The sequence below is a fragment of the Flavobacterium sp. UBA4854 genome (assembly GCF_002399805.1).
Classification (GTDB): domain Bacteria; phylum Bacteroidota; class Bacteroidia; order Flavobacteriales; family Flavobacteriaceae; genus Flavobacterium; species Flavobacterium ginsengisoli.
In genome coordinates, this window is sequence record NZ_DHEI01000133.1 from 77,730 (window position 1) to 99,158 (window position 21,429).

A 21,429-nucleotide genomic window follows, 5' to 3' on the forward strand; every position below is an offset into this window, starting at 1 on the left:
AAAAATGGAAATCACTCAGGTAAAATCTAAAACAATTATAAGCAGTTCTCATATTCTTAAACCAAGTTATCATATGAATTATGGTAAGAAAAGAATAGAAACTGCAATTTATAATAAATTCCCTTTCAGTACTTTGGAAGAAGTCTGTACTTCTGTTTTTACGGGAGGTATATTTAAAAGAGTGTTTGTCGATGACTCTAAATTTGGAGATCCGTATATCTCTGCACAACATATGATGAATACAAATCCTCTTGATGTTGCAAAAATAATATCAAAAAAATATACGCCGAAACAAGAGGAAATGAGCCTGAAAGAAAATCAAATTCTGGTTAGTTGTGCTGGTACAATAGGTAATGTAAGACTGATAAGTAAGGACTTAGAAGGAATAATAGGTTCTCAGGATATTATTCGTGTAAATCCAAACAACTCAAAGATCCCTTATGGATATCTGTATGCCTATTTAGCCTCGAAAACAGCCTACAATTATATGCAATCATATATTTACGGCTCAGTTGTTCCTCGAATTGAACCAAAAACATTATCAAAGTTACCAATTCCGTTATTATCACAACAAAAACAGATTCAGATCCATCAATTTATTGTTGAGGGGTCGAAATTCAGACAAGAAGCAAATGAATTAATGAACACTGCACAAATGAAATTTGATGATTTATTTGAAGCAAAACATTGTAATATAATCAGCTTTAAACAAAACTCTAAAAATCTAAAGCTGTTTCAACACCGGTTTGATGCATCATATAACATTTATAAGCAAGAACTTGACGCAATAATCCGAGAAAGTGGTATTCCCTACAAAAATTTAGGCGAACACATAAACAAAATTTTTATTCCTAATAGAGGTAAAAGAATATATGTTAAAGAAGGACTTCAATATTTGTCAACTTCTGACTTATCCTCATTTAATCCAACAGGGATAAATAAGTATCTTTCTCTAAAGATGGCTGGCGTAGATACTTTAAGGGTTAGAAAAAATTGGGTTTTGATTGCCCGCTCAGGCCAAGAAATTTTAGGGTCGACATATCTAATTGGCGAGCAACTTAATAATATTGGTGTCAACGAACATGCTTTAAGAGTATTAGTTAACGAAAATATAGCTCCTTATATTTACGCTTTTCTATCTTCAAGATTTGGCAGAAAATACTTAAGAGCTGGAATTTTTGGTTCAGCGATATTAACCATTAATGAAGATTATGTCAAAACACTTTTATTGCCAGAACTTGATGAAGAAAATAAAGAGTTAATCACTGATCTTGTTATTAAATCTTCTGCATTGTTTGATCAAGCCATAATGAAAGAAAACCAAGCCATTGAATTAATAGAAAAAGAAATTGACCTATGGCAAGCATCATAAAACCACCCTATTTCGAGTCGGTTGTAAATGCCGGGGAAAAAAAATTGTTGGATTATCTGGAAATACATCTTCCGGAAAATTATTATTTAATACCAAATGTCGAGATTGCTTCTACCAATCCAAAAAACAACCGTACGCAATATTGGGAGTATGATTTAATTGTCGTTGCACCACACGGTATCTACAATATTGAAAACAAAGACTGGAAGGGCCGTATAGAAGGCGACGATCATTATTGGTACCTTAATGACCGTCAGATGCCCAACCCCCTTAAAACAGGCCGCCAAAAAACAGCGATACTGGCATCTAAACTTAAGGAAGCAAACTTTAATTGGGGAAAAGTATGGATTCAAAATATGCTTACGCTTTCTTTTGATAATACCTATCCTCCTGTTATTTCTCACGAAGCACAAAAGCTAACATTCAGATTGAGTAAGAAATTGACTGACTTCATCGCTGATCCATATAGTATTGGTAAATTAGAAAATGAAGCAGCAGATATTCAGCAGGCAATTGTACAATTCCTGATCGGTCAGCAGTCGCAAAAATCTCCTGAGCAAAAAAGAGAAATTGAAGGTTATGAAGTTATAGAAATCATCCAGCAGGAACCTAATTTTACTGAATATCTTGTAAAACCAAAAGGTGTGACATCTGTTCGACGCAGAATTAAGGAATACGCTTTGCAAGTAAGCGGATTGTCAGTAGATGAACTGAAAAAGCGTGAGGATAAAATTAAAAACCAATATCACGCACTCAACAAGTTAAAGGCAAAACCCTTTATATTAAATGTGGAATTTCGAATTGATGAGATTAACCACCTATTCTATGAAATTTCTGACTTCCTGGAAGAAAATTCTTTACGTTCTGAAGCCCGTGTTAAAACTTTTACTTTCAAGGAGAAAATTGACATTATTAATAATATAATAGTCGCTCTAAAAGAGGCCCACAAAGAAAGTATCTTCCATCGCGATATAAATCCCGATAATATCTATTTAAGCAGCGGTTATGCTTATTTGGGTAATTTTGGCAAATCGTACTTTATTGATCATAGTGAAGAAGGATATACCGTCATGCCAACAATAAATCAAAATAATGCAACGGCCTATCATCCTTTAGAACTAACCGTAAATGATGCAAGTGCTTCTTCTGACATATATTCATTAGGAGTGTTGATCTATTGGTTATTCACTGACAAAGAACCATTCAATACACCTTACGATTTAGACAAAATGGGTGGGCAATTGAAAGGTAATTCATTACCAACATACATTAATTCAAATTTACCCAAATGGATTGACGAAATATGTATCCAGACTATTATAGCCGATGATCAAAAGCGCATAGAAAGTGTAGAAACTTTGCACGATTTTATTTTAAATGCTATTGAAAGCAAATCTGTTATAGATGTATCTCCACTGGTAATTCCTGCCGTAAAATCTTCTGGATTTGAAGAAATAAAAGAAGGTGATTCCATTGGAACATATTCCATTCACAAAGTATTAGGCAAGGGCGGATACTCGAAAGTTTTTAAAGTAAAACATCGTATACAGGGCATTTATTATGCGCTGAAACTATTCAATGAGAGTGTCAACTTCAGTTCAGTAAAAGATGAATACGATGCATTGATCAAACTGGATCATCCAAACATAGTAAAGTTTAAATGGAATGATGAAGCTGTATCTGGGCAATTTTTTACCGTAATGGAATATCTGGATGGGGAGAATCTAAGCATCTATACACGTACAGATGCCAGACTGCCTGTTCATAAAGTATTTCAAGTAGGCAAAGAAATTCTCTCTGCACTGGTGGAGATGCAGTCTAAAGAAAAACCAATTTTACACAGAGACATTAAACCGCAAAACATCATTTGGGATAAAGGCGAACGTTTCGTGTTAATCGATTTTAATGTAGCTTCTTCAAATGAGACTAACAAAGATTTTGTTGGTACCAATCCATATTTAGCGCCGGATTTAATAGCAGACAATTATAAGGTAAATTGGAATTTATCGGCAGATTCTTTTGCTATGGGAGTAACTTTATATGAGTTAGTTTGCAAGCAGTATCCATGGCATCCTTCAAAAATGCCGATGAGCAGCAGACAGCCGAATAACCCAAAAGAAATTGAACCTAGGATCTCAGAAGAATTTAGTTCTTTTTTATTAAAATCCATTGCCGCAGATACTTCGCAGCGTTTTCAAAATGCTCAGGAAATGTTTGATGCGTTGGTTATACTGGAAGATAAAATCTTAGAGCAGTCATCCTCCGAAAATAAAACACCAGTGTTAAAAAACACAGTTTTTGATTTTGATATCATTCAATATATCAATTCACTTTACAGCCAGTCTAAATATGGTAATTTCGGAACCAGAGTAAATAATAATGGTAATCAACTGGATGCATTAACTTACACCCCCACCAAACTGGACAAAAGTCTTCTTCCTGCCATTGTTGATGGACAATATAAATTACTTATTATTACTGGAAATGCAGGAGATGGCAAAACGGCATTTATTAAGAAAATTGAGCAACATTCATCGGTTAAGGAAGTTCAACATTTTGCTCATCATAACGGAGCAAGGTTTAAAATAAATGGTGTTACTTACGAGAGTAATTATGACGGTTCCCAAGATGAGGAAAACAACATAAACAACGATGTTTTAGAACGTTTTTTTCAACCTTTTGAGAACGCAGAGAATTACATGCAAGCACCAGAAGGCCGCATCATTGCGATAAACGAAGGCCGTTTAGTTGAGTTTTTAACTACTTCAAGCAAGCACGGTAAATTAGCCTCTTTGATTGAAGATTATTTTTATAAGGAAGGACATACTGAACTTCCTGAAGGAATAATGGTTGTTAATTTAAATCTTCGTTCGGTGGCGGTTGATGATGCAGGAGAAGGCAGCTTGTTTAAGAATCAGGTAAAGTCCCTTACCCATAAATCCCTTTGGGCGAAATGCGAAAAATGTGAGCTGGCTAAAGACTGTTTTATCAAATACAATGTCGACACCTTAAATGATACAGCAGCTGGTGAGGCGGTAATTAACCGCTTGGAATGGCTGATCAGAACCGTTAGTTTAAAACGTGAATTACATATTACTATACGCGACATACGTTCTTTCATTTCTTTTATGCTCACTCGCGACATTTCTTGCGAGGAATTACCGCAAATAGAGTTATTAAAAGATTCAAATCCTGAAAAATATTGGCAGTATCATTATTTCAATATCACTAATCCTAATTTGGATGACACTGGCAACAGAGACCGGTTAATCAAACTGTTAAGAGAAACGGATATAGGAGAAGTCACTATACCTCATTGGGACAGAGAATTGTATTTCAGCAGGCATAATCCAAAAGATTTTCTTGAATTTTCAGAAAGGGAAAGCAGCTTACTTGATAGTTTCAATGATTATAAATCATTTATTCCTGCGCATGAACAAACTCCCGAGTTAATTCACAGCATAAGAGAGAAACACAAAGCTTATGTTCGACATCATTATTTTGAAGGAAAAGCAAGCTGGTTCAAGGAAGATAATTCTATTGAAGAAAATGCAGAAAAATCAGCAGAGAAGAGCTTAAAACCATCTTACTTATTGCGTTTGCCCTACAAATCAGTTTTTGATTTTGTTTCCATATTATCTCAATCAACAATCGATAAAAAAACAAAGCAGATTATTTCACGTGCTGTTTCCTTAAATGAGGGTTGTGATAATGAGTCATTAGACAAAGAAAACCTAATTCTAGCATCGACGGATGTAAAAGATATTAGAGGTAAATCATTTAAAATGTTCCCTTTAGAAGATTTTGAATTGATAGTGAACCGCACTGATCATTTGATAAAATATCTAGAATATGAGCCTGACAGCTTAATTTTTAGACACAAAACAATTAAGCATATTGAGCTAGCCATTTCATTGGATCTTTATGAAATGCTTTACTTTATTAAAAAAGGTTTTAGTCCGTCACTTAATGATTTGAGAGGCAAATTTATTGAATTGATTGTGTTTAAAAATTTATTGGAGAACCTCAACTATGATGAGATTGTGGTAACGCCGGACAATCGCCTTTTTTATTCAATTAAAAAAAACAATAATAAAATCGCTATTAAAAAATTAACCTATTAGCTATGGCAATCAAACTAAACAAACAGGAAAGCACCTTCAGAAATGAACTGCTTTTTACGGCTGATGCCAAAACAATTAGGATAGATAACACCCTGGTCAACCTCTTTATGCTTTTAAAGCACGAGGGCATTCGTCCCAAACAGAGAATACGAAAAGGAGATAATGCTTTTATTGAAATCGATAGGCTGAAAAGTATCTTTCAAAAATTGGAAGATAGTAATGAGTTGGAGGGCTTTAATGAAAACCCCGATGCGGTAGAACTGTGGCTGCGTACCAATCTGGTTAATATGGTAAATAGGGGTAATTCTGAAAAAGAAAAAATATCATCTTTACGGCCTATACATCTTGAGAGTTATCGCGTAAGAAACGTTCCCAATACTAGAGATTATTTTACTGCCGACCAGATTTATCTGATGTTAGGACAGAATCCTGTCGTAAAAGAAGATCTTCGGAATTTTTTAGCTGAAGGATGGGATAAAACAACAAACAAACTACTCAATTCAAAAGAATTAGATGTAGATAGTTTAGGGATATTATATCTTATAAAAAATATTAGTCCGGGTTTTTTGGAGAGTAATACCACTCTTAATAAGATAAAACCGCTTTTAAAAGAACAAGCAGAATTATTTTGTGATGATGTTCGAAGATTGCTGGTTTATAAATCTAAAATTCCACGAAATGTCCTAATCGATTACCTGAAAACGATTACCTCATTTCATCTTTCTTTATACATTCACAAAGTGATTTATTTACTGCCGCAAATGATTGAGGCTGGAACCAAAGAAATTGTTGATGATTGGAGTATTGTATTAGATACAACAGATAATTTTGAAAGCAAAATTTCTTCAATTGCAATAGCCGATGCGGAAAAAACATACAATTCTTTATATAAGTATATCAAATGTACCTTTAAGATCAACAGTGTTATTCAGAAATTGAAACTAGATGAATCAAATTCCGACAGTATTGAAAAAGCATTGGATATTCTCAAAACTGATATAAATAAATATGAGATAAAATTTGAGACTTACTGGGACATTGTCTACCAGGAACAGGATGAAGAGTATAAAAACCTATTAACTGAAATGGTAAAATATGAGACTACTTATTTCGACAGATATGTTGAATTGCTATTAAAAGTGAGAGGAAAGTATCAGCATAAATCTCATATAGAATTACTAGACAGTTTATCACAAAAGAATAGCGAAAGAGGATTTTTAGCCCAAGGAAGAAGTAAAAAACATCCCCGAAGATATGTGCTTGGAACCAGATTATTGGAATCCCTGGTTCAAATTCAGGTGCTCCATCTGGATGGAAATAAATTCATTACCCGGAACTTGTCAGTTGAGGAGCTGATGAATAATCTGCGAAACCGATATGGGTTAATTATAAATGGACTGCATGAAGAACGCTTTCAAAATATAGATCTTCATACACATCTTGCATTCAAAGAAAATGTAGAAGCCTTTAAAATGAAATTGAGGCAGATCGGTTTCTATAATGATTTAAGTGATGCCTATATCCTGCAAAAAGTAAGACCTCGTTACGAACTATCATAATTTAGAAATAATGAACGTAAAAATCTTAACACGTTATTATCAATATATAATCGAACTGATTGTAGAGACATATAAAAAAGAGTTCGAAAATGCAAAACCGGGTCATTGTATGAAAATTACAGGGCTGGGTGCTGAGCAATTATTATCACTTTGGAAAGTCATAACAGATCATTTCGAAAATCTGGATACATTTATTGTTGACGAAGTGCAACAAGGAAAGTATTATATATCCGCCACTAAGCTGATTGAATTGCGTAATCAGCAAAAAAAACCTTTATTAATACTGGTGCCTTCTAATAGCAGAACTGCCGCTGAAGATTCATATGGAAATGCTACTTTCAAAGAAATTTCTTTGGAACGCATTGAGCCAATTTTAGTCAAGAGTCTACAAGAAAAAATTCCGGCTGAGGTATTTCCTTTTGTCCGGACTATAATCACATATATAGACAGTCTCAATCAAACAAGCTTATTGAGTTACCTTATAGCTCTGGAAGAAGAATCGTTCACAAAAGACAGTATTGGCAGAAATCTGCCCTATTTAGGTTTGTTCCCAGATCGCAGCTTGGTATATGATGAAAAATTGATTCGCTCCCGACTTAACTTGAATATGACAAGCTGCAACATACTTGCATCATTTAACAAACCTATCTATGACAGAGTGGATGAACTCCAAATAAAAAAAGATTCTCTGCAAAAAGATTTTATTCAGTTATTTAGGAATGAAGATGGTATCACATCAATAAATAAACTTGTAGAAATAGTTGGAGATAAATATTCTGAATTATGGTTTGACAAATGGGATATTCCGAGCTTCAATTTTAAAGAAGTCAAATTAGAGATTATCGAAATTCGATCAACAGATTTTATTGATGATGAGGGCAATAAAGTACTTTTATCAGATGGATCATCCAATGCAAAAGTTACCATAAGATTTAAAACTACACCTGAGCCAAAGGACATTGAAGAGTTAAAATATTTCAGAGTTGTTCTGATGTCTGTAGATGGATTTTCAGGACAGGAAATAACTACTCTGAGAAAGCTGAAAAACACAAACTCCAGACAATCTTATAGAGAGGCCAGAATTGAATTGAATGCTAATAATATCGAAGAAGGTTCCTATTTCTTTAAAGTATTAGCTGAAGATGAACTTGGAACCATCTTAAATATAAATGATGATTTTTATCACGATGACATTCAGAGGATATGGCAGGAAAATGAATGCTCTACAGACAGTAAAAAAGAATTAAAATATAAATTAAAATGCGATTCAGAAGATTTTGACTATTTTATTGATATAAATACTAGAAAGGAAGAAACAATTCGAAAAGATAAACTAAATAATGTTCTTCAGGCATTTTTCAAATACAATATTGACAATTTAAGACAAGAAGCAGCATTAGAAACCCCAGCTCCAAGTGATCTGTCAAATACATGGCTGAACGATGATAAAATAAAATTATCATCTATCTTCCATATCAACTATTCCAATAAGCATAATTACCAAATTATTCTATCATCAAAACTTCGATTTATTGAAAATGAAATTCTCGATAATAGTAATCATTTTGGTTTCGTGAATGCTTTAATTAGTGACAACAATGTAACATTGGGGCTGCAGAATATCGAATACATAATCAGCAGTCTGACCGATATAGCCCCAAAAAAATTATTGGAATCGAGAAAAACTGTCTTTGAGAAAATAAAAAACTCTAACAACTCCAGCAATGGAGTATTAGAAACTACCAATCTCTACGATATAAAGGAGGATATTAAAACTTATATCGAACATTATAATAACTGGTTAGTCAATCTTAACAAAAAGATTGAGAAATCTGACGTTTCAGAAGAGGAAAAAGAGAACATAAAGCTTCTCTACACAGAAGTACAGTTTCTGGATGCCGTAAAAATTAAAACGAAACTACCCACAGGAGGTTCTGTTTCAGCCCTTTTATTGTCTCCACTTCATCCGCTCAGACTGGTTTGGTTTATCAGTCTTATTGACCAATTTGAAGAATGGTTTAATAAATCTCTTGATTATAACAGCCATATTCGTGAATGGCAGCAGTTGGAAAATTTATTTTTAACGGAGTTGAACCCAAGCAGCAGCCCACTGGTACTGGTTGATCCTAATCAGTTTATAAATTATGAGTATCTTGGGGAATTAAGTTTTGGCTGGGGAATTTATATCAACTCATCTACCCCTAATCCAAATGATTCGCTTGTTCCTATTTCGCACCAATTAAAGTACTACTTTAGACATTTACTGAATATTGATTCCGGAAATATAGTGAATAATGATGTCAGCAAAACATTGGTAGTAAAACATATAAAAAACTTTTTAATACAGCATCCTTACACCGATACGTTAATTATAAATTTATTTAATGTCGGTGATGCAGAAGTTTTTGCTGATGCATTTGTGGATTTAAGTAAACATTCAGAGTACCGGGATACCAAATTTGAGGTTCGTATCTTTATTGGCCAGGAATCATTGATTGAGCATGGATTAGCGTTAAAAGGTTTACTGAATCCGGAAACAAATATAAGTGAAGAAGCTGAATTGTTTTCACAACAATCCAAAAATAGACTCTTTCCAAAATTAAGGTTTTCTATAAATAATATTAAAGATTTTGTCAAAAATCCGATTGTTTTTAATTCCCACATCAGCTTTTTAATAAATCCATTTGCATCAAAGATTACGCTTTACAAACCATACAGAACATACAAATCTACTCATTTAAATAGTTTAATTATTGATCCTGCAACAGATGTTGAGATCAATAAAGAGTCTGAAAAAATAACGTGGAATAATTATGTTAAACTTGAAAACCCGAAGGAGAATCTGATCAATAAATTATATACTTCCTACCAGATATTTACTTCTGGCTCTTTGGCTGCTCATGCGACAGAGGCAGTACCTGCAGCGCAGTTAAGTTTGACTGACAGAGATCAGGTACTATTAACCCATTTACACGAGTATTCTGATTGGGTGATTACTTTTGATAGAAATTTGGGCCCTCAAGTATTTGACCAGCCTTCTGGAAATGGAAAAATACCATTTCTATTGGACTATGTGCCTGGGGAAGAAATCTCTGGTATTTCCTCTTATCTGACAACTAAGCCATCAAGTGAAATAATCGGCTTATTAAGCCCTCATTTTGAGTCTTTTGGATTGAATATCGACAGTCCTGAGAGCCGAAGCAAAATCCAGACTATTCTTGAAGACTTGCGGGCTATCAGCAGTTCACTGGTATTACAGCTTAACTCTACAAAAAATAAAGCATTTGAGGCTATTGGGACAGCTTTTTCTAAAAGAGTTTTAGAGAAAAAAGGATTATTAGAAAATGCTTTTCTTATCCCGATTGACCTGCACCAAAATCTTTTTGAGAGTCTAAATTCTAAAAGCCGAGCTGACAACCTGTTTATTTCTATCAATAAGGAAAAAAGAGAAATAAAAATAGCGATTCTGGAGATAAAGTGTAGAAGTTCTTTAGGAACATCAGAACGAGAAGAATTAAAGGTAAAAATGATCGAGCAGATTGATAATACTATAGCAGCGATTAAGCATCATTTTGACCCAAATGATTACAAAAGCAATGATCGTTTAGATCGTGAGATAAAAAATAGGGAACTAAAATCATTATTCAGCTTTTATATTGAGCGGGCATACAGGTATAATTACCTCTCTGAGAATGCCTACAACAGTTATATTGATTTCATTCAGACGCTTAATAATGGATTTGAACTCAAGTTTATCAGATTAGGGTTTATCTTTGATTTTTCTTTTGAACAAAAACATCAAAAGCAGAATTTCGATGATAACACAACCATCTTCACCTTTGGGCACAAATTAATCCATGATATCCTGGATCCAAATTCCGATCTAAATACCAAACGATTAGAGGATGCAGAGCTGGACAAAGAATTGGCTTCTGCTTTTGAGTCAAATAATAAGCTGAAACCATTTATCCATAAGTTTAAATCAAAACTTAAAGCATCTTCTGATGAAGAAAAGGAAAATAGCAGCACTGACAATACTCAGGACTTATATGAAGAAGATATAAAAGATTTTGCCGATGAGTTTAAAGATGAACAGCCTAAGAATGAAAACATAACAGAATCACATATTGAAAACGATAATTATCAAGTCCAAACTGAAAACAGCACCTTAAATTATCAAATCCCCGGTTTTGATATTATTGTGGGAAAGAATAGTATTTCCGATCAGTTTGGAATTATTGGAACTTCAATACACAATAAAAGGATTGCAATAGACTTGTCCGAAACCAACACAATAAGTTTATTTGGTGTGCAAGGCGGAGGAAAAAGTTATACCATTGGCACGATCAGTGAAATGGTCCTGAAACAATTTTCAAATATCAATAAACTTCCTTCACCTTTGGCTGGAGTAATATTTCATTACAGTGAAAGTATGGACTATGAACCGGAATTTACTTCGATGACGGATGCTAATGCCAATATTACTGAATTAGAGAAATTAAAGGAGTTGTACGGCGCAGAACCAGGTGCCGTTGAAGATGTCATAATATTAACTCCTGCGGATAAATTAGATGAACGCAGGGAAGAATTTCCATCTATACAGGTTGAAGCTATAGCCTTTAACTCTAAAGAACTGAATGTTCAGGACTGGATGTTTTTATTGGGTGCAGTTGGAAACGACTCATCATATATCAAGCAGCTGAAATTTATGATGAAAGATCAGCGCAGGAATATTACCTTGGAAGGACTAAGAGAAAGTGTTGAGTCATCAGAACTTCTTTCAAACAGCCAAAAATCTTTAGCAAGACAAAAACTTAGTTTCGCCCAAGAATATATTAACGATAATTTCTTTCTTAAAGAAGTTCTAAAACCGGGAAGATTAGTCATAGTAGATTTACGGGATGAGTTTATTGTTAAAGATGAAGCTCTAGGATTATTCGTTATTATGCTTAATATTTTCTCAGGAGTAAAAACATTTAACAACAAACACTTTAACAAGTTTATTGTTTTTGATGAAGCTCATAAATACATGGATAACAAGGACTTGACAAACAACATAGTTACTGCAATACGTGAAATGAGGCATAAAGGGGTAAGTATTATGATCGCCAGTCAGGATCCGCCGAGTTTACCTAACGAAATTATAGAATTGAGCAGTATTGTGTTACTTCATAAATTTAACTCTCCTCAATGGCTAAAACATATTCAAAAATCCTTGACTCAATTAAATGGCTTGACTGCTGCTGATATGAGTGTTTTGAAACCTGGTGAAGGTTTTCTCTGGGCTTCCAAAGCATCTGAACAAAGTATAACAACAAAGCCTGTAAAAATAAGCACAAGACCAAGGGTTACCAATCACGGAGGTGCAACTAAAAAAGCCACAGGAAACTGATGAAAGTAGAACAGTTAACAGGAAAAGGAAAAAGGGAAGCAAACCAGGATTTTATCTGTATTGATAGATTAGAATCTGGGGCTTCCTTTTTTCTGATTGCCGATGGTATGGGAGGTTATGAAAAAGGAGATGAAGCGGCAAGGATTGTTTCTGAAAATATTTTAACATTTCTCAATAATGTCAAAAGTGTAAATGAACAAAACATACAGCAAGCTATTCAAAAAGCTAATTTGGCTATTAAACAGTTTAATTTAAAAAATAACATTAAATCCGGCTCTACAATTGGCGGCATTATTGTAGAGAAAGATATTTTTCATATTTTTTGGGTTGGTGACGTAATGGTTTACCAAACAAAAGACGATAAAGTTTTGTTTCAGACCAAAGGCCACACATTGGTGAATAGCATGTTAGAATCCAATAGCATAAAGGAAGAAAAGTCATTGGAGAAATATAAGCATATTGTAACTAGATCGGTATCGGGAAAACCGTCTGAATCGCAGATTGATTATCAAACTGGTAAGGTATCCAAAGATGATTTGTTCATTATATGTTCTGATGGCGTTCATAATATTATCTCAATAGAACAGCTTATTGAATACAACAAACAAATAGACGGTTTGCAAGAATTGGAAAAGACATTTCTTAGAGAAGCGCAAGACAATTATTCTATTATTTTTGTAACGCTTTAATTTTTAGAAAGCGTACAAACATAGAATAAAAATCGGTCATCTTCTTTCTCAAAAACAATTTGCAAAAGATAAAGGACTGGCTAAATAATTAGGCATTAATTATCTGGAGGACCGTCGGTATCGACAAACTCTTTTTTCTCTTAATTTTGATGATAATCATTGTGTTTAAACTTGCCTTATCTATCCGCTGCTTTAAAATCCATCTTTACCTGTTGAATGTGTAGACCAGACTTATACCATCCATAGGTTTCTGTTCTACCCCGTTTACCCTTTTGGGCTGTGGCACTTTACACAACTCGAATATTATGGGAACAATATTGCTAAAAACAAAAAATATTCAGGTCTGCTATAACTGTTTAAAATCAATTATTGGATTATTCTAATTTCAGAATAAATTTCAGATGCTTATATACTTCGATATACCATTCAAATTTTTAATTGCTTTAAGTTTGATACTATTAAATTATATTTAGGTTGAATAGAAATATTTTAGGAAAAAACTTAATTTCAACTATTTTTATATGCATGCCTTCCAGTTATTATTATTTAAATTTGGCATAAAATTACCAGATCTCTATAATTTAAAAATATTTGCAATGAAAAAAGCTATAAAACTTAAAGTTCGTAAGGAGCTAGATGGTCAACAACAGTTGAATATAATAAAATTAAAAGGCAGCTTAATTTCTAAGGGATATACAGAAATTATACATATTCTGGATCAAGATGATGAATTTCATATCAACTCCTTCGAAACTCCACTTGAAAACGCAAATGAGGTTCAAGAATTTATAAATGCATTCATTAACAAAGAGAAACTAACCAATATTATAACACTTTTTAGATAGTGTATGCTTTAACAAGGATTGTTTGTACCAAAATTTGTATAATATGGAAATTGTGAGATTCTAATTTAAAATGCCTACAGTATATACTAAGAAAAAATGGAGATTGAGTCGGGAAAAACTAACTTAATTTTTACACACCTTTTTGTTTGAATATCCATTTTTTCTTCGTGATTATACCAGTTGATAATAATTGTTTTTTATGAAAGTCAGATGATGAATTTGATGTCCAATTATATTAAAGCCCATTGCCTCTACTGAAATTCTATGTTTCCAATTAATTCCTGATTTTTGAAAATCATATTCATCAAAGGTTTTATATAATTCAATTGTAGAAAGCCTTACAGATTTTAATTCAGTGATTATTTGAGGTAAACTCCTATTGTTAGCTTTTGAGTTTTTTGCAATATTTTGCTCATCAAAGGAAATTACAAAATCTTCCTCTCCTCTTACAAACCTTAATGTTCCTGAAATTAATAGTCTTTCAATATCACAGATATGCTGGAAAATTTCATTTACAGTCCATTTATTTGGGAGGTAAGTCTTTAGTCCAATTTTTTCCATTTTCTGAAAGTCTAATTGGCTTAATTCATCAAAACTTTTTTCAAAAGCGCTAAATAATTCGATGTCATCTACTAAATTTATGTATCTATCAAAATATTCAGGAATATCTTTCAGTTCAGATTTTTTCATTTTAAATTCTTATTGATGATTAATTTGTATTCTGATAGTTCTAGAAATTTAATTTTTTTATTTCTTTTCTCGGTCAGCTAATAAAGATAAAAAGGTATGAAAAAAGTTTTATTGCGGCGAAATTTTAGAACTCCCAATTACCAAAAGAAAATGATCATAATTAAATAAAAAACAAAAGCCTAGCGTTAATCAGACGACTAGGCTTTTCCCCATACAAATCAACCTATAAGTTATTAATATATACGTTTATAAGTAATAGTTGATGCTCCAGTTATAGTAAAAATCATTCTTTTATAATCACTTAATTTTATTTATCAACGAAGTCTTAAAAACTTCTATAATACTTTAATGATTAAACAGCTTATTTAGATAATTTTTGGTTGGAAGTCTAAAGACATCAACTATTTTCTTTTTTATATTTATTATTTTTTTGTTATTTAAAGCAAAAAGGATAAATGAGCATTAGTATATTTTTTTTTGAATCAGCAACTATATCAACTATAGTAAAAATAGAGTTTTAAGAGATATAAATTATTTGAATTGAAAATTAGATTTTAAATCGTAATTAAAAATAAAATGCCAGATTTAGAAATGGCTTCATGGGGCTGATAGTAGATTATTTGTTAGTTAAGAAAATACTAGATAATAAATACAAAATCAATTCAGTTTATGTTATTAAAGCGTTATAGAGGCAGGCGGAGGGCACGTCTAAAAAAACGTGACAAGAACTGTTTATTCTCGCAATGTCTCTTTTGGAACTCTTCTAAAAAAAATCAGCATTATCAGAAAAATCAGCAACAGGCAGCTCCATCGTTTTATAGGTTTCGTGCAGGTTTTGTAAATGTTTATTTTTGATATTATTGAATATTATTATTTAAATCAATGCAGGTTTTAATTAACTAAGATTAAATTGTATTTCACAGATTTGATTCAATCAAAAACAATTTATGATTGCTGCTAAAAAAATGAAATTCTACTTTTTCGCATTTTTGAAAAAATTAAACAAACATAAATCTATCTCTAAAATAGTAAAATTTTTTTTCTTAAAGGCAGTTCGGCAAAAAGAAAATCATAATGAGGATCAATTTACTCACTTTAGAAAGGAAACAGGTCAAAATACCCGTCTATTTCCCAGCATTTTTTTATCTTTATCACTTTATAAAAATGATCCGATGAAATTAGAAGAATTGCTAAAAAAGAGAAGTGGAAATGTATGTGAATTAAGCGGCAGCAGTGAAAATCTAATGGCTTATGAAGTCCCGCCTGCTCAAAATAAAGGAGCGGACAGCTGGATTTTAATCAATGAAAAATGCTTTAATCAAATTGAAAAGAAAGAGGAGCTGGATGATGCTTTCTGGAAAAATTTTCTATTGACATCTATGTGGAGTGAAGTACCGGCCGTACAGGTGGTTTCATGGCGTCTGCTTAACCGTTTTCGTAATGAAAGCTGGGCTGCTGATGCGCTGGATATGATGTATTTGGAGGATGAAAATCTGGAATGGGCAAAAGCAACCGGAGACCATACTGGTGACGGATCTATTAATTTCCATAAAGACAGCAATGGTAATATCCTGCAAAACGGCGACACGGTAACGCTTATCAAAGATTTGGATGTAAAAGGCTCGTCTTTAAATGCAAAAGTTGGTACAGCGGTGCGAAATATTCGTTTAGTTCATGACAATCATGAGCAAATTGAAGGAAAAATAGACGGGCAGGCAATAGTAATTCTAACTAAATTTGTGAAGAAATAATATTACTATATGTTTATAGGTTTGCTATAACATAAATGATTATAAACCCTTGTATATTAAAATTGTTCTAGATCAGCCCTTTTTCATAAGATGATATTAGAATTAATATATAGAAATGGAAAAGGTTTAAGATTTGATTAAAGAATTCATCCCTGTATTGATTAGGAATATTTATTATATAGGGATGAATTTATTTTGGAAGTTTTTATCTTTTTTCGTCTGCAATAATCAATGTTGACGGAATATCAGATAACCAGGAACTTTTTGTATTAACCAAATGTCTCCAGCCTTCTGCGCCTATCAGCATAAGGCTTTGCTGAACCAAAAAATCTTTCTCAATTGTTTGTTTCTTCTTAAATGTAAATTGATTTGGAGTACTCTGTTCAATCGAATGTATTTTTTCCATGGCTGGTAAATCTGCCATTATTTGTCCTTCCACATCTAGAACTATTATTACTGCAGGGCTATTATAAATAAACTTCTGAATATAAATTACAATCTGATCCCAGTCTTTGGTATCAAATAGTGGAATAAAAATCCGTGAAGTATCTGTAAAATTTTTATCGATAAAAATACCTACCGGTATTTGCGATTTGGATACTATTTGTCTTGTGCCTTCATCAAAACGTGAGCTGTCAATTATATTTTCTTTTCCTGTAACGGTATTGATCAGTTTTTCAGGATTGATCATTCGGGTTGTAAATCCTAGTACTTTACCCAATAAACTGCCCTCGTATATAGATTGGCCTAAACCAATCAGAAGTAAATCATAATTACTTTTATTAGCTACATTTACAATTTCATTATCAATGTCTGAAGAGGCTTTAAACATAGTAGTGATATGCCTTTTTAGAATTCTTGACTGTTCAATAACATCCTTAAAACTTTCTGTTTCATAAACTTCAGTATCGTAATGATGCAGTTCATCAACAGGCAGCAGGTGCATGGCCGTAATTTCAGAATTATCTTGTCGTTTATGAGTAAGGCTGTCTGCTAATTTTAATAATGCTTTTGCAGATTCTGGTTTATTAAATGATAATAAAATTCTATATTTATGGGTCAGCTGCGCATCATTTTTGACCTTGACCTGATCGGATTTAAAAATCCAGTTTATCAAATCTAAGGCTGGTCCTGTCATAAATGTAGTTGCCAGAGCCATTATTACCATCATAGAAAATAATTCAGGACTCAATACCCCTAAATCGTACCCAATATTTAACGCAACCAATTCGGTCAATCCCCTTGTGTTCATTAATGCTCCTATAGATAAGCTGTCTTTCCAGTTCTGTCCTACAAATTTTGCAGCCAAAGCACTGCTGACAAATTTGCCTGCCACGGCAACCAGAAAAATAAGTCCGGCAATTTTCCATAAATAAGGCTCGTTTAATAAACCTATTTGTGTTCGAAGTCCCGTAAACACAAAAAATAATGGAAGCAGGAGAACCAAGGCTACATCTTCTACTTTCTCTATAAAAAGATTTCTAAATTTGATGTTCTCAGGCATGATTACCCCAGCTATAAAAGCTCCAAATAAAGCATGAATCCCTATTATTTCTGTTAAGTAAGAGGAAAGGACAAGAGTCAGAAAAAATATAGCAACAATTGGTTTGCCTAATTTTTCTTGGTTTGTATATAGATCACCTATTCGTTTTAAAAATGGGCGAACGACCTTTATCATTAATACAACATATACCAATGCCAAAATAATAGTATAGACAGCACTTGTAAAGGAACCGGCCTTTACGACAGCAATAACCACTGCCAATATACACCAGGCAGTAATATCATCAGCCGCCGCACAAGTAATAACGATAGTACCCAATCTGGTCTTGTGTATACCTCGTTCCTGCACAATTCTTGCCAGGACCGGAAAAGCGGTTATACTCATGGCAATACCGGTAAATAATCCAAAAGAAATAAACTGAACATTCACAGGGGCAAACTCATTATATAAAAAATAAGCAAGTCCCATTCCTAAAACAAACGGAATGATGATACTGGCATGACTAATCACTACGGCATCATGGGCTTTATTTCTTAATATTTTCATGTCAATTTCCATCCCTACAATATACATGAAGAGAATTAATCCAATTTGACTCAAGAATTGAAGATTTCCTAAGGATTCCAAAGGGAATAAAATTGTGGAAAACCCCGGGAAATACATCCCTATCAGGGAAGGCCCCATTACAATCCCTGCAATCATTTCTCCTATTACTGCGGGCTGTTTTATTTTTATACAGATCCAGCCGAAAATACGGGCAGCAAAAATGATGGTAACAATTTGTGCCAGCAGCAGCGCCAAAGGATGCTGCAGGTTGTCCAGAAGTGAACTCATAAATTCGCTCCAATGACTTTTCTCTGACTTCGGAATAGTGATATTTCTTCCTGTTTCAAGTTTTACACCCAATAAAATAATCCAATACATTAAAATAGAAAATACACCAATAATGCCAATGTAAAAGATACTGTTTCTAAATTTTTTCATTTAACTTTTTTGTCTAATCGTCATTTGGCTAAGCTTTAATTTTTAATCTGATTCATAAAATTAAATTAGATAATTGCATTACACTTTGCAAAACTTAGCGTATTTTTTTTAAATTAATCAATACTTTTAGAGTTGGCAGGCTTTAAAAATGATTGGCCTTTCTACTAATTTAGAGCAATTTTTAATTGATTTTATATAACTTAAAGTTCTTTATTTTTTAAATATGATTGCTGCAATATGCCCCCCAAATCCAAATGTATTATTGAGCCCATATTTAATTTTTTTACTGATTGATTTTCCTATGACAATATTTAAGTCATCAGAGATTAAAGGATCCAGATTTTGAACATTTATGGTGCCGGGAACAATATCATTTTTAACAGCTAAAATAGTAATGATACTTTCGATTGCACCTGCGGCACCCAGTAAATGTCCTGTCATTGATTTTGTGGCACTTATCGATACCGGTAAATCGCCAAAAATAGTGTGTATGGCCTTAAGTTCACTAAGATCTCCCTGAGGTGTAGAAGTAGCATGGGCATTAATATAGTCGATATCCGATGTGTCAATATTGGCTTCTGTCAGTGCATTGTTAATTCCTATTGATGCTCCATAGCCATCAGGGTGAGTACCGGTAAGATGGTATGCATCAGCTGCCATTCCGCCTGCAACCATTTCACCGTATATTTTTGCGCCGCGATTCACAGCATGATCGTAGTCCTCTAAAATTAGGGCTCCGGCTCCTTCTGCTGCTACAAAACCATCTCTGTCCTTATCAAATGGTCTTGAAGCCTGTTCTGGATTAGCATTATTTTTTGAAAGGGCATGAGAAGCGTTGAACCCGCCAATAGAAGAAGGTGATATTGCGGCTTCGGAACCTCCTGTGATAATGATTTTTGCTTTCCCCAGACGAATAGTGTCAAAAGCACAGATTATTGCAGTGCTTGATGAAGCACATGCTGAAACTGTTGCATAATTTGGCCCATGAAGCTTATGTTTTATGGATATAACGCCAGCAGCAATGTTTACTATGATTTTAGGAATAAAATAAGGATTAAAGTGTGGTGTTCCATCCCCGGAATTAAACTCCGTTAATTCTTTTTCAAAAGTAGTTATTCCACCATATCCCGATGCCCAGATAACACCAATTTCTGAGCGGGTTTCTTCATCCATGACTGAAAAATTCAAGTTTGCATCCGTTATAGCCTGCTCGCTGGCAGCGATGGCATATTGGGTAAACAAATCAAACTTTTTAATTTCTTTTTTATCCATGTAAAGCTCAGGATTGAAATCTTTTACCTCACAAGCGAAGTTTGTCTTAAATTTTGATGCATCAAATTTAGTAATTGGCGCGCTGCCGCTTTCTCCCTGAACTATTTTCCTCCAGAATTCTGCCACTGTATTTCCTAGAGGACTGATAACCCCCATGCCAGTTATGGCTACTCTTTTCATATTTGCAATTTTTAATAATTTATTTAAAAGGTTATTTCTCTTAAAGTCATACAGTAGTTAAATTAGCCAAGAAAACAGTATTTCTTATCATAAATATGTTTTGCTCAGCTAACATGATTGTTTTCTTGAATAGCTGGTTTTTCTATTTATAATCACGCCTTGGGAAGCTAAATACTCTCAAGTATAATTGTTTTGGATTATCTTTAGTAATTAGATTTTTTAAAATAATTGCAGAGGCTCCACCATCTGCGTTTTAGATTTTCTATAACAATTACTGAAGCATCACCATCTGCGCTGCAGATTGCAGCTACTCCATATTTGCCGTCTTCTTGTGTCAAAACAGAAATTAATGTTGTAATGATTCCTGCTCCTGAAGTACAAATAGAATGACCAGCAGCGATACTTCCTCCATAAGCGTTAATTTTTTCAGGATTTAATCCTAATCTTTTTTGTCTGGCAAGTACTCCCGCTGCATAGGGTTCATTGATTTCAAAATAATCAATTTTCCCCAAAGTGAGACCTGCCTGCTGCAGTACTTTATGAATAACAATATCGGGGGTAGTGGTGAGCCATTCTGAAGCCTTCGAGGTATCAGCATAACTAAGTATCTTTGCAATTGGGACTAAATTATGCAGCTCTAAAGCTTTCTTTGATACTAAAATTAAAGCGGCCGCCCCATCATTTAAATTACTTATATCAGGAGCCCTGACGATATTATTTTGCTCAAAAACAGATTGAAATCTATCTATTTTTTCAGGAATTATTTGATTACTATTTTCATCATCTGAAATGGTAACAAATCCTGTTTTTTGTTTAATTTTAATTGGAATAATTTCTTTATTGAATTTGCCAGCCTGAGAAGCAGCCCTTGCTTTTGCGTAACAAGAGTGTACAAATTTGTTCTGATCCTCTAAGGTTAAATTATATTTCCTGGTATATAATTCAGTCAGCTGTCCCATATCGGGATCATTGCAGGTATTAATATGCTGGTCATTGAGCAGCTTGTCAGTAAGATTAGTGTGTTCTGACTTATTTTTATTTCTCTTCAAAGAGGAAGGGGATACATT

General features: G+C 33.4%; 11 protein-coding genes. 7 read left to right on the forward strand and 4 right to left on the reverse strand.

What is annotated here, in order from left to right:
• Positions 1-4: 4 nt before the first annotated feature.
• The 6 genes from mads5 (at position 5) to B3J44_RS19550 (ending at position 13,981) form a co-directional block, all read left to right on the forward strand.
• Positions 5-1,372, forward strand: coding sequence for a methylation-associated defense system restriction endonuclease subunit S MAD5 (mads5, locus tag B3J44_RS19525; protein ID WP_286970862.1), 1,368 nt, complete (start codon positions 5-7; stop codon positions 1,370-1,372).
• On the forward strand, positions 1,357-5,496 hold the full coding sequence (mads6, locus tag B3J44_RS19530; protein WP_286970865.1) for a methylation-associated defense system protein kinase MAD6: 4,140 nt from the start codon (positions 1,357-1,359) through the stop codon (positions 5,494-5,496). The genes mads5 and mads6 overlap by 16 nt, the downstream gene beginning before the upstream one ends.
• Before the next feature lie 2 nt (positions 5,497-5,498).
• Positions 5,499-7,055: a methylation-associated defense system protein MAD7 gene (gene mads7 / locus B3J44_RS19535; RefSeq protein WP_286970868.1), complete on the forward strand. Its 1,557-nt coding sequence runs from the start codon at positions 5,499-5,501 to the stop codon at positions 7,053-7,055.
• 10 nt (positions 7,056-7,065) lie between these two features.
• Complete coding sequence (mads8, locus tag B3J44_RS19540) at positions 7,066-12,447, forward strand: methylation-associated defense system ATP-binding protein MAD8 (protein ID WP_286970869.1); 5,382 nt, start codon at positions 7,066-7,068, stop codon at positions 12,445-12,447.
• Complete coding sequence (locus tag B3J44_RS19545; protein WP_286970870.1) at positions 12,447-13,136, forward strand: PP2C family protein-serine/threonine phosphatase; 690 nt, start codon at positions 12,447-12,449, stop codon at positions 13,134-13,136. The genes mads8 and B3J44_RS19545 overlap by 1 nt, the downstream gene beginning before the upstream one ends.
• 596 nt (positions 13,137-13,732) lie before the next feature.
• A complete protein-coding gene (locus B3J44_RS19550) occupies positions 13,733-13,981 on the forward strand; it encodes a hypothetical protein (RefSeq protein ID WP_286970876.1) in 249 nt (82 codons plus the stop codon).
• A 171-nt stretch (positions 13,982-14,152) separates the two neighbouring features.
• Here the strand turns inward: B3J44_RS19550 and B3J44_RS19555 are convergent, their stop codons facing one another.
• Positions 14,153-14,671 carry a DinB family protein gene (locus B3J44_RS19555; RefSeq protein WP_286970878.1) on the reverse strand — a complete coding sequence of 173 codons (519 nt, stop codon included), beginning with the start codon at positions 14,669-14,671 and terminating at the stop codon, positions 14,153-14,155.
• Between the two features lie 1,172 nt (positions 14,672-15,843).
• On the opposite strand from B3J44_RS19555, the gene B3J44_RS19560 reads away from it, so the two are divergent.
• Positions 15,844-16,422 (forward strand): PhnA domain-containing protein, encoded by a 579-nt coding sequence (locus B3J44_RS19560; protein WP_286970898.1) that lies wholly within the window; start codon positions 15,844-15,846, stop codon positions 16,420-16,422.
• 205 nt (positions 16,423-16,627) lie between these two features.
• On the opposite strand, the gene B3J44_RS19565 is transcribed toward B3J44_RS19560, so the two are convergent.
• The 3 genes from B3J44_RS19565 to B3J44_RS19575 all read right to left on the reverse strand — a co-directional run.
• Positions 16,628-18,910, reverse strand: a complete 2,283-nt coding sequence (locus B3J44_RS19565; protein WP_286970884.1) for a cation:proton antiporter — start codon at positions 18,908-18,910, stop codon at positions 16,628-16,630.
• A 210-nt stretch (positions 18,911-19,120) separates the two neighbouring features.
• Positions 19,121-20,362, reverse strand: coding sequence for a beta-ketoacyl-ACP synthase II (gene fabF / locus B3J44_RS19570; protein WP_131424576.1), 1,242 nt, complete (start codon positions 20,360-20,362; stop codon positions 19,121-19,123).
• Between the two features lie 203 nt (positions 20,363-20,565).
• On the reverse strand, positions 20,566-21,429 hold an 864-nt coding region (locus B3J44_RS19575), incomplete at its 5' end, for an acetyl-CoA C-acetyltransferase (RefSeq protein WP_286970895.1).

What these genes read in the sequence shown, in the direction of transcription:
- mads5 (WP_286970862.1), top strand. Translation starts at nt 5, where the DNA reads ATGGAAATCACTCAGGTAAAATCTAAAACAATTATAAGCAGTTCTCAT.
- mads6 (WP_286970865.1), top strand. Translation starts at nt 1,357, where the DNA reads ATGGCAAGCATCATAAAACCACCCTATTTCGAGTCGGTTGTAAATGCC.
- mads7 (WP_286970868.1), top strand. Translation starts at nt 5,499, where the DNA reads ATGGCAATCAAACTAAACAAACAGGAAAGCACCTTCAGAAATGAACTG.
- mads8 (WP_286970869.1), top strand. Translation starts at nt 7,066, where the DNA reads ATGAACGTAAAAATCTTAACACGTTATTATCAATATATAATCGAACTG.
- B3J44_RS19545 (WP_286970870.1), top strand. Translation starts at nt 12,447, where the DNA reads ATGAAAGTAGAACAGTTAACAGGAAAAGGAAAAAGGGAAGCAAACCAG.
- B3J44_RS19550 (WP_286970876.1), top strand. Translation starts at nt 13,733, where the DNA reads ATGAAAAAAGCTATAAAACTTAAAGTTCGTAAGGAGCTAGATGGTCAA.
- B3J44_RS19555 (WP_286970878.1), bottom strand. Translation starts at nt 14,671, where the DNA reads ATGAAAAAATCTGAACTGAAAGATATTCCTGAATATTTTGATAGATAC.
- B3J44_RS19560 (WP_286970898.1), top strand. Translation starts at nt 15,844, where the DNA reads ATGAAATTAGAAGAATTGCTAAAAAAGAGAAGTGGAAATGTATGTGAA.
- B3J44_RS19565 (WP_286970884.1), bottom strand. Translation starts at nt 18,910, where the DNA reads ATGAAAAAATTTAGAAACAGTATCTTTTACATTGGCATTATTGGTGTA.
- fabF (WP_131424576.1), bottom strand. Translation starts at nt 20,362, where the DNA reads ATGAAAAGAGTAGCCATAACTGGCATGGGGGTTATCAGTCCTCTAGGA.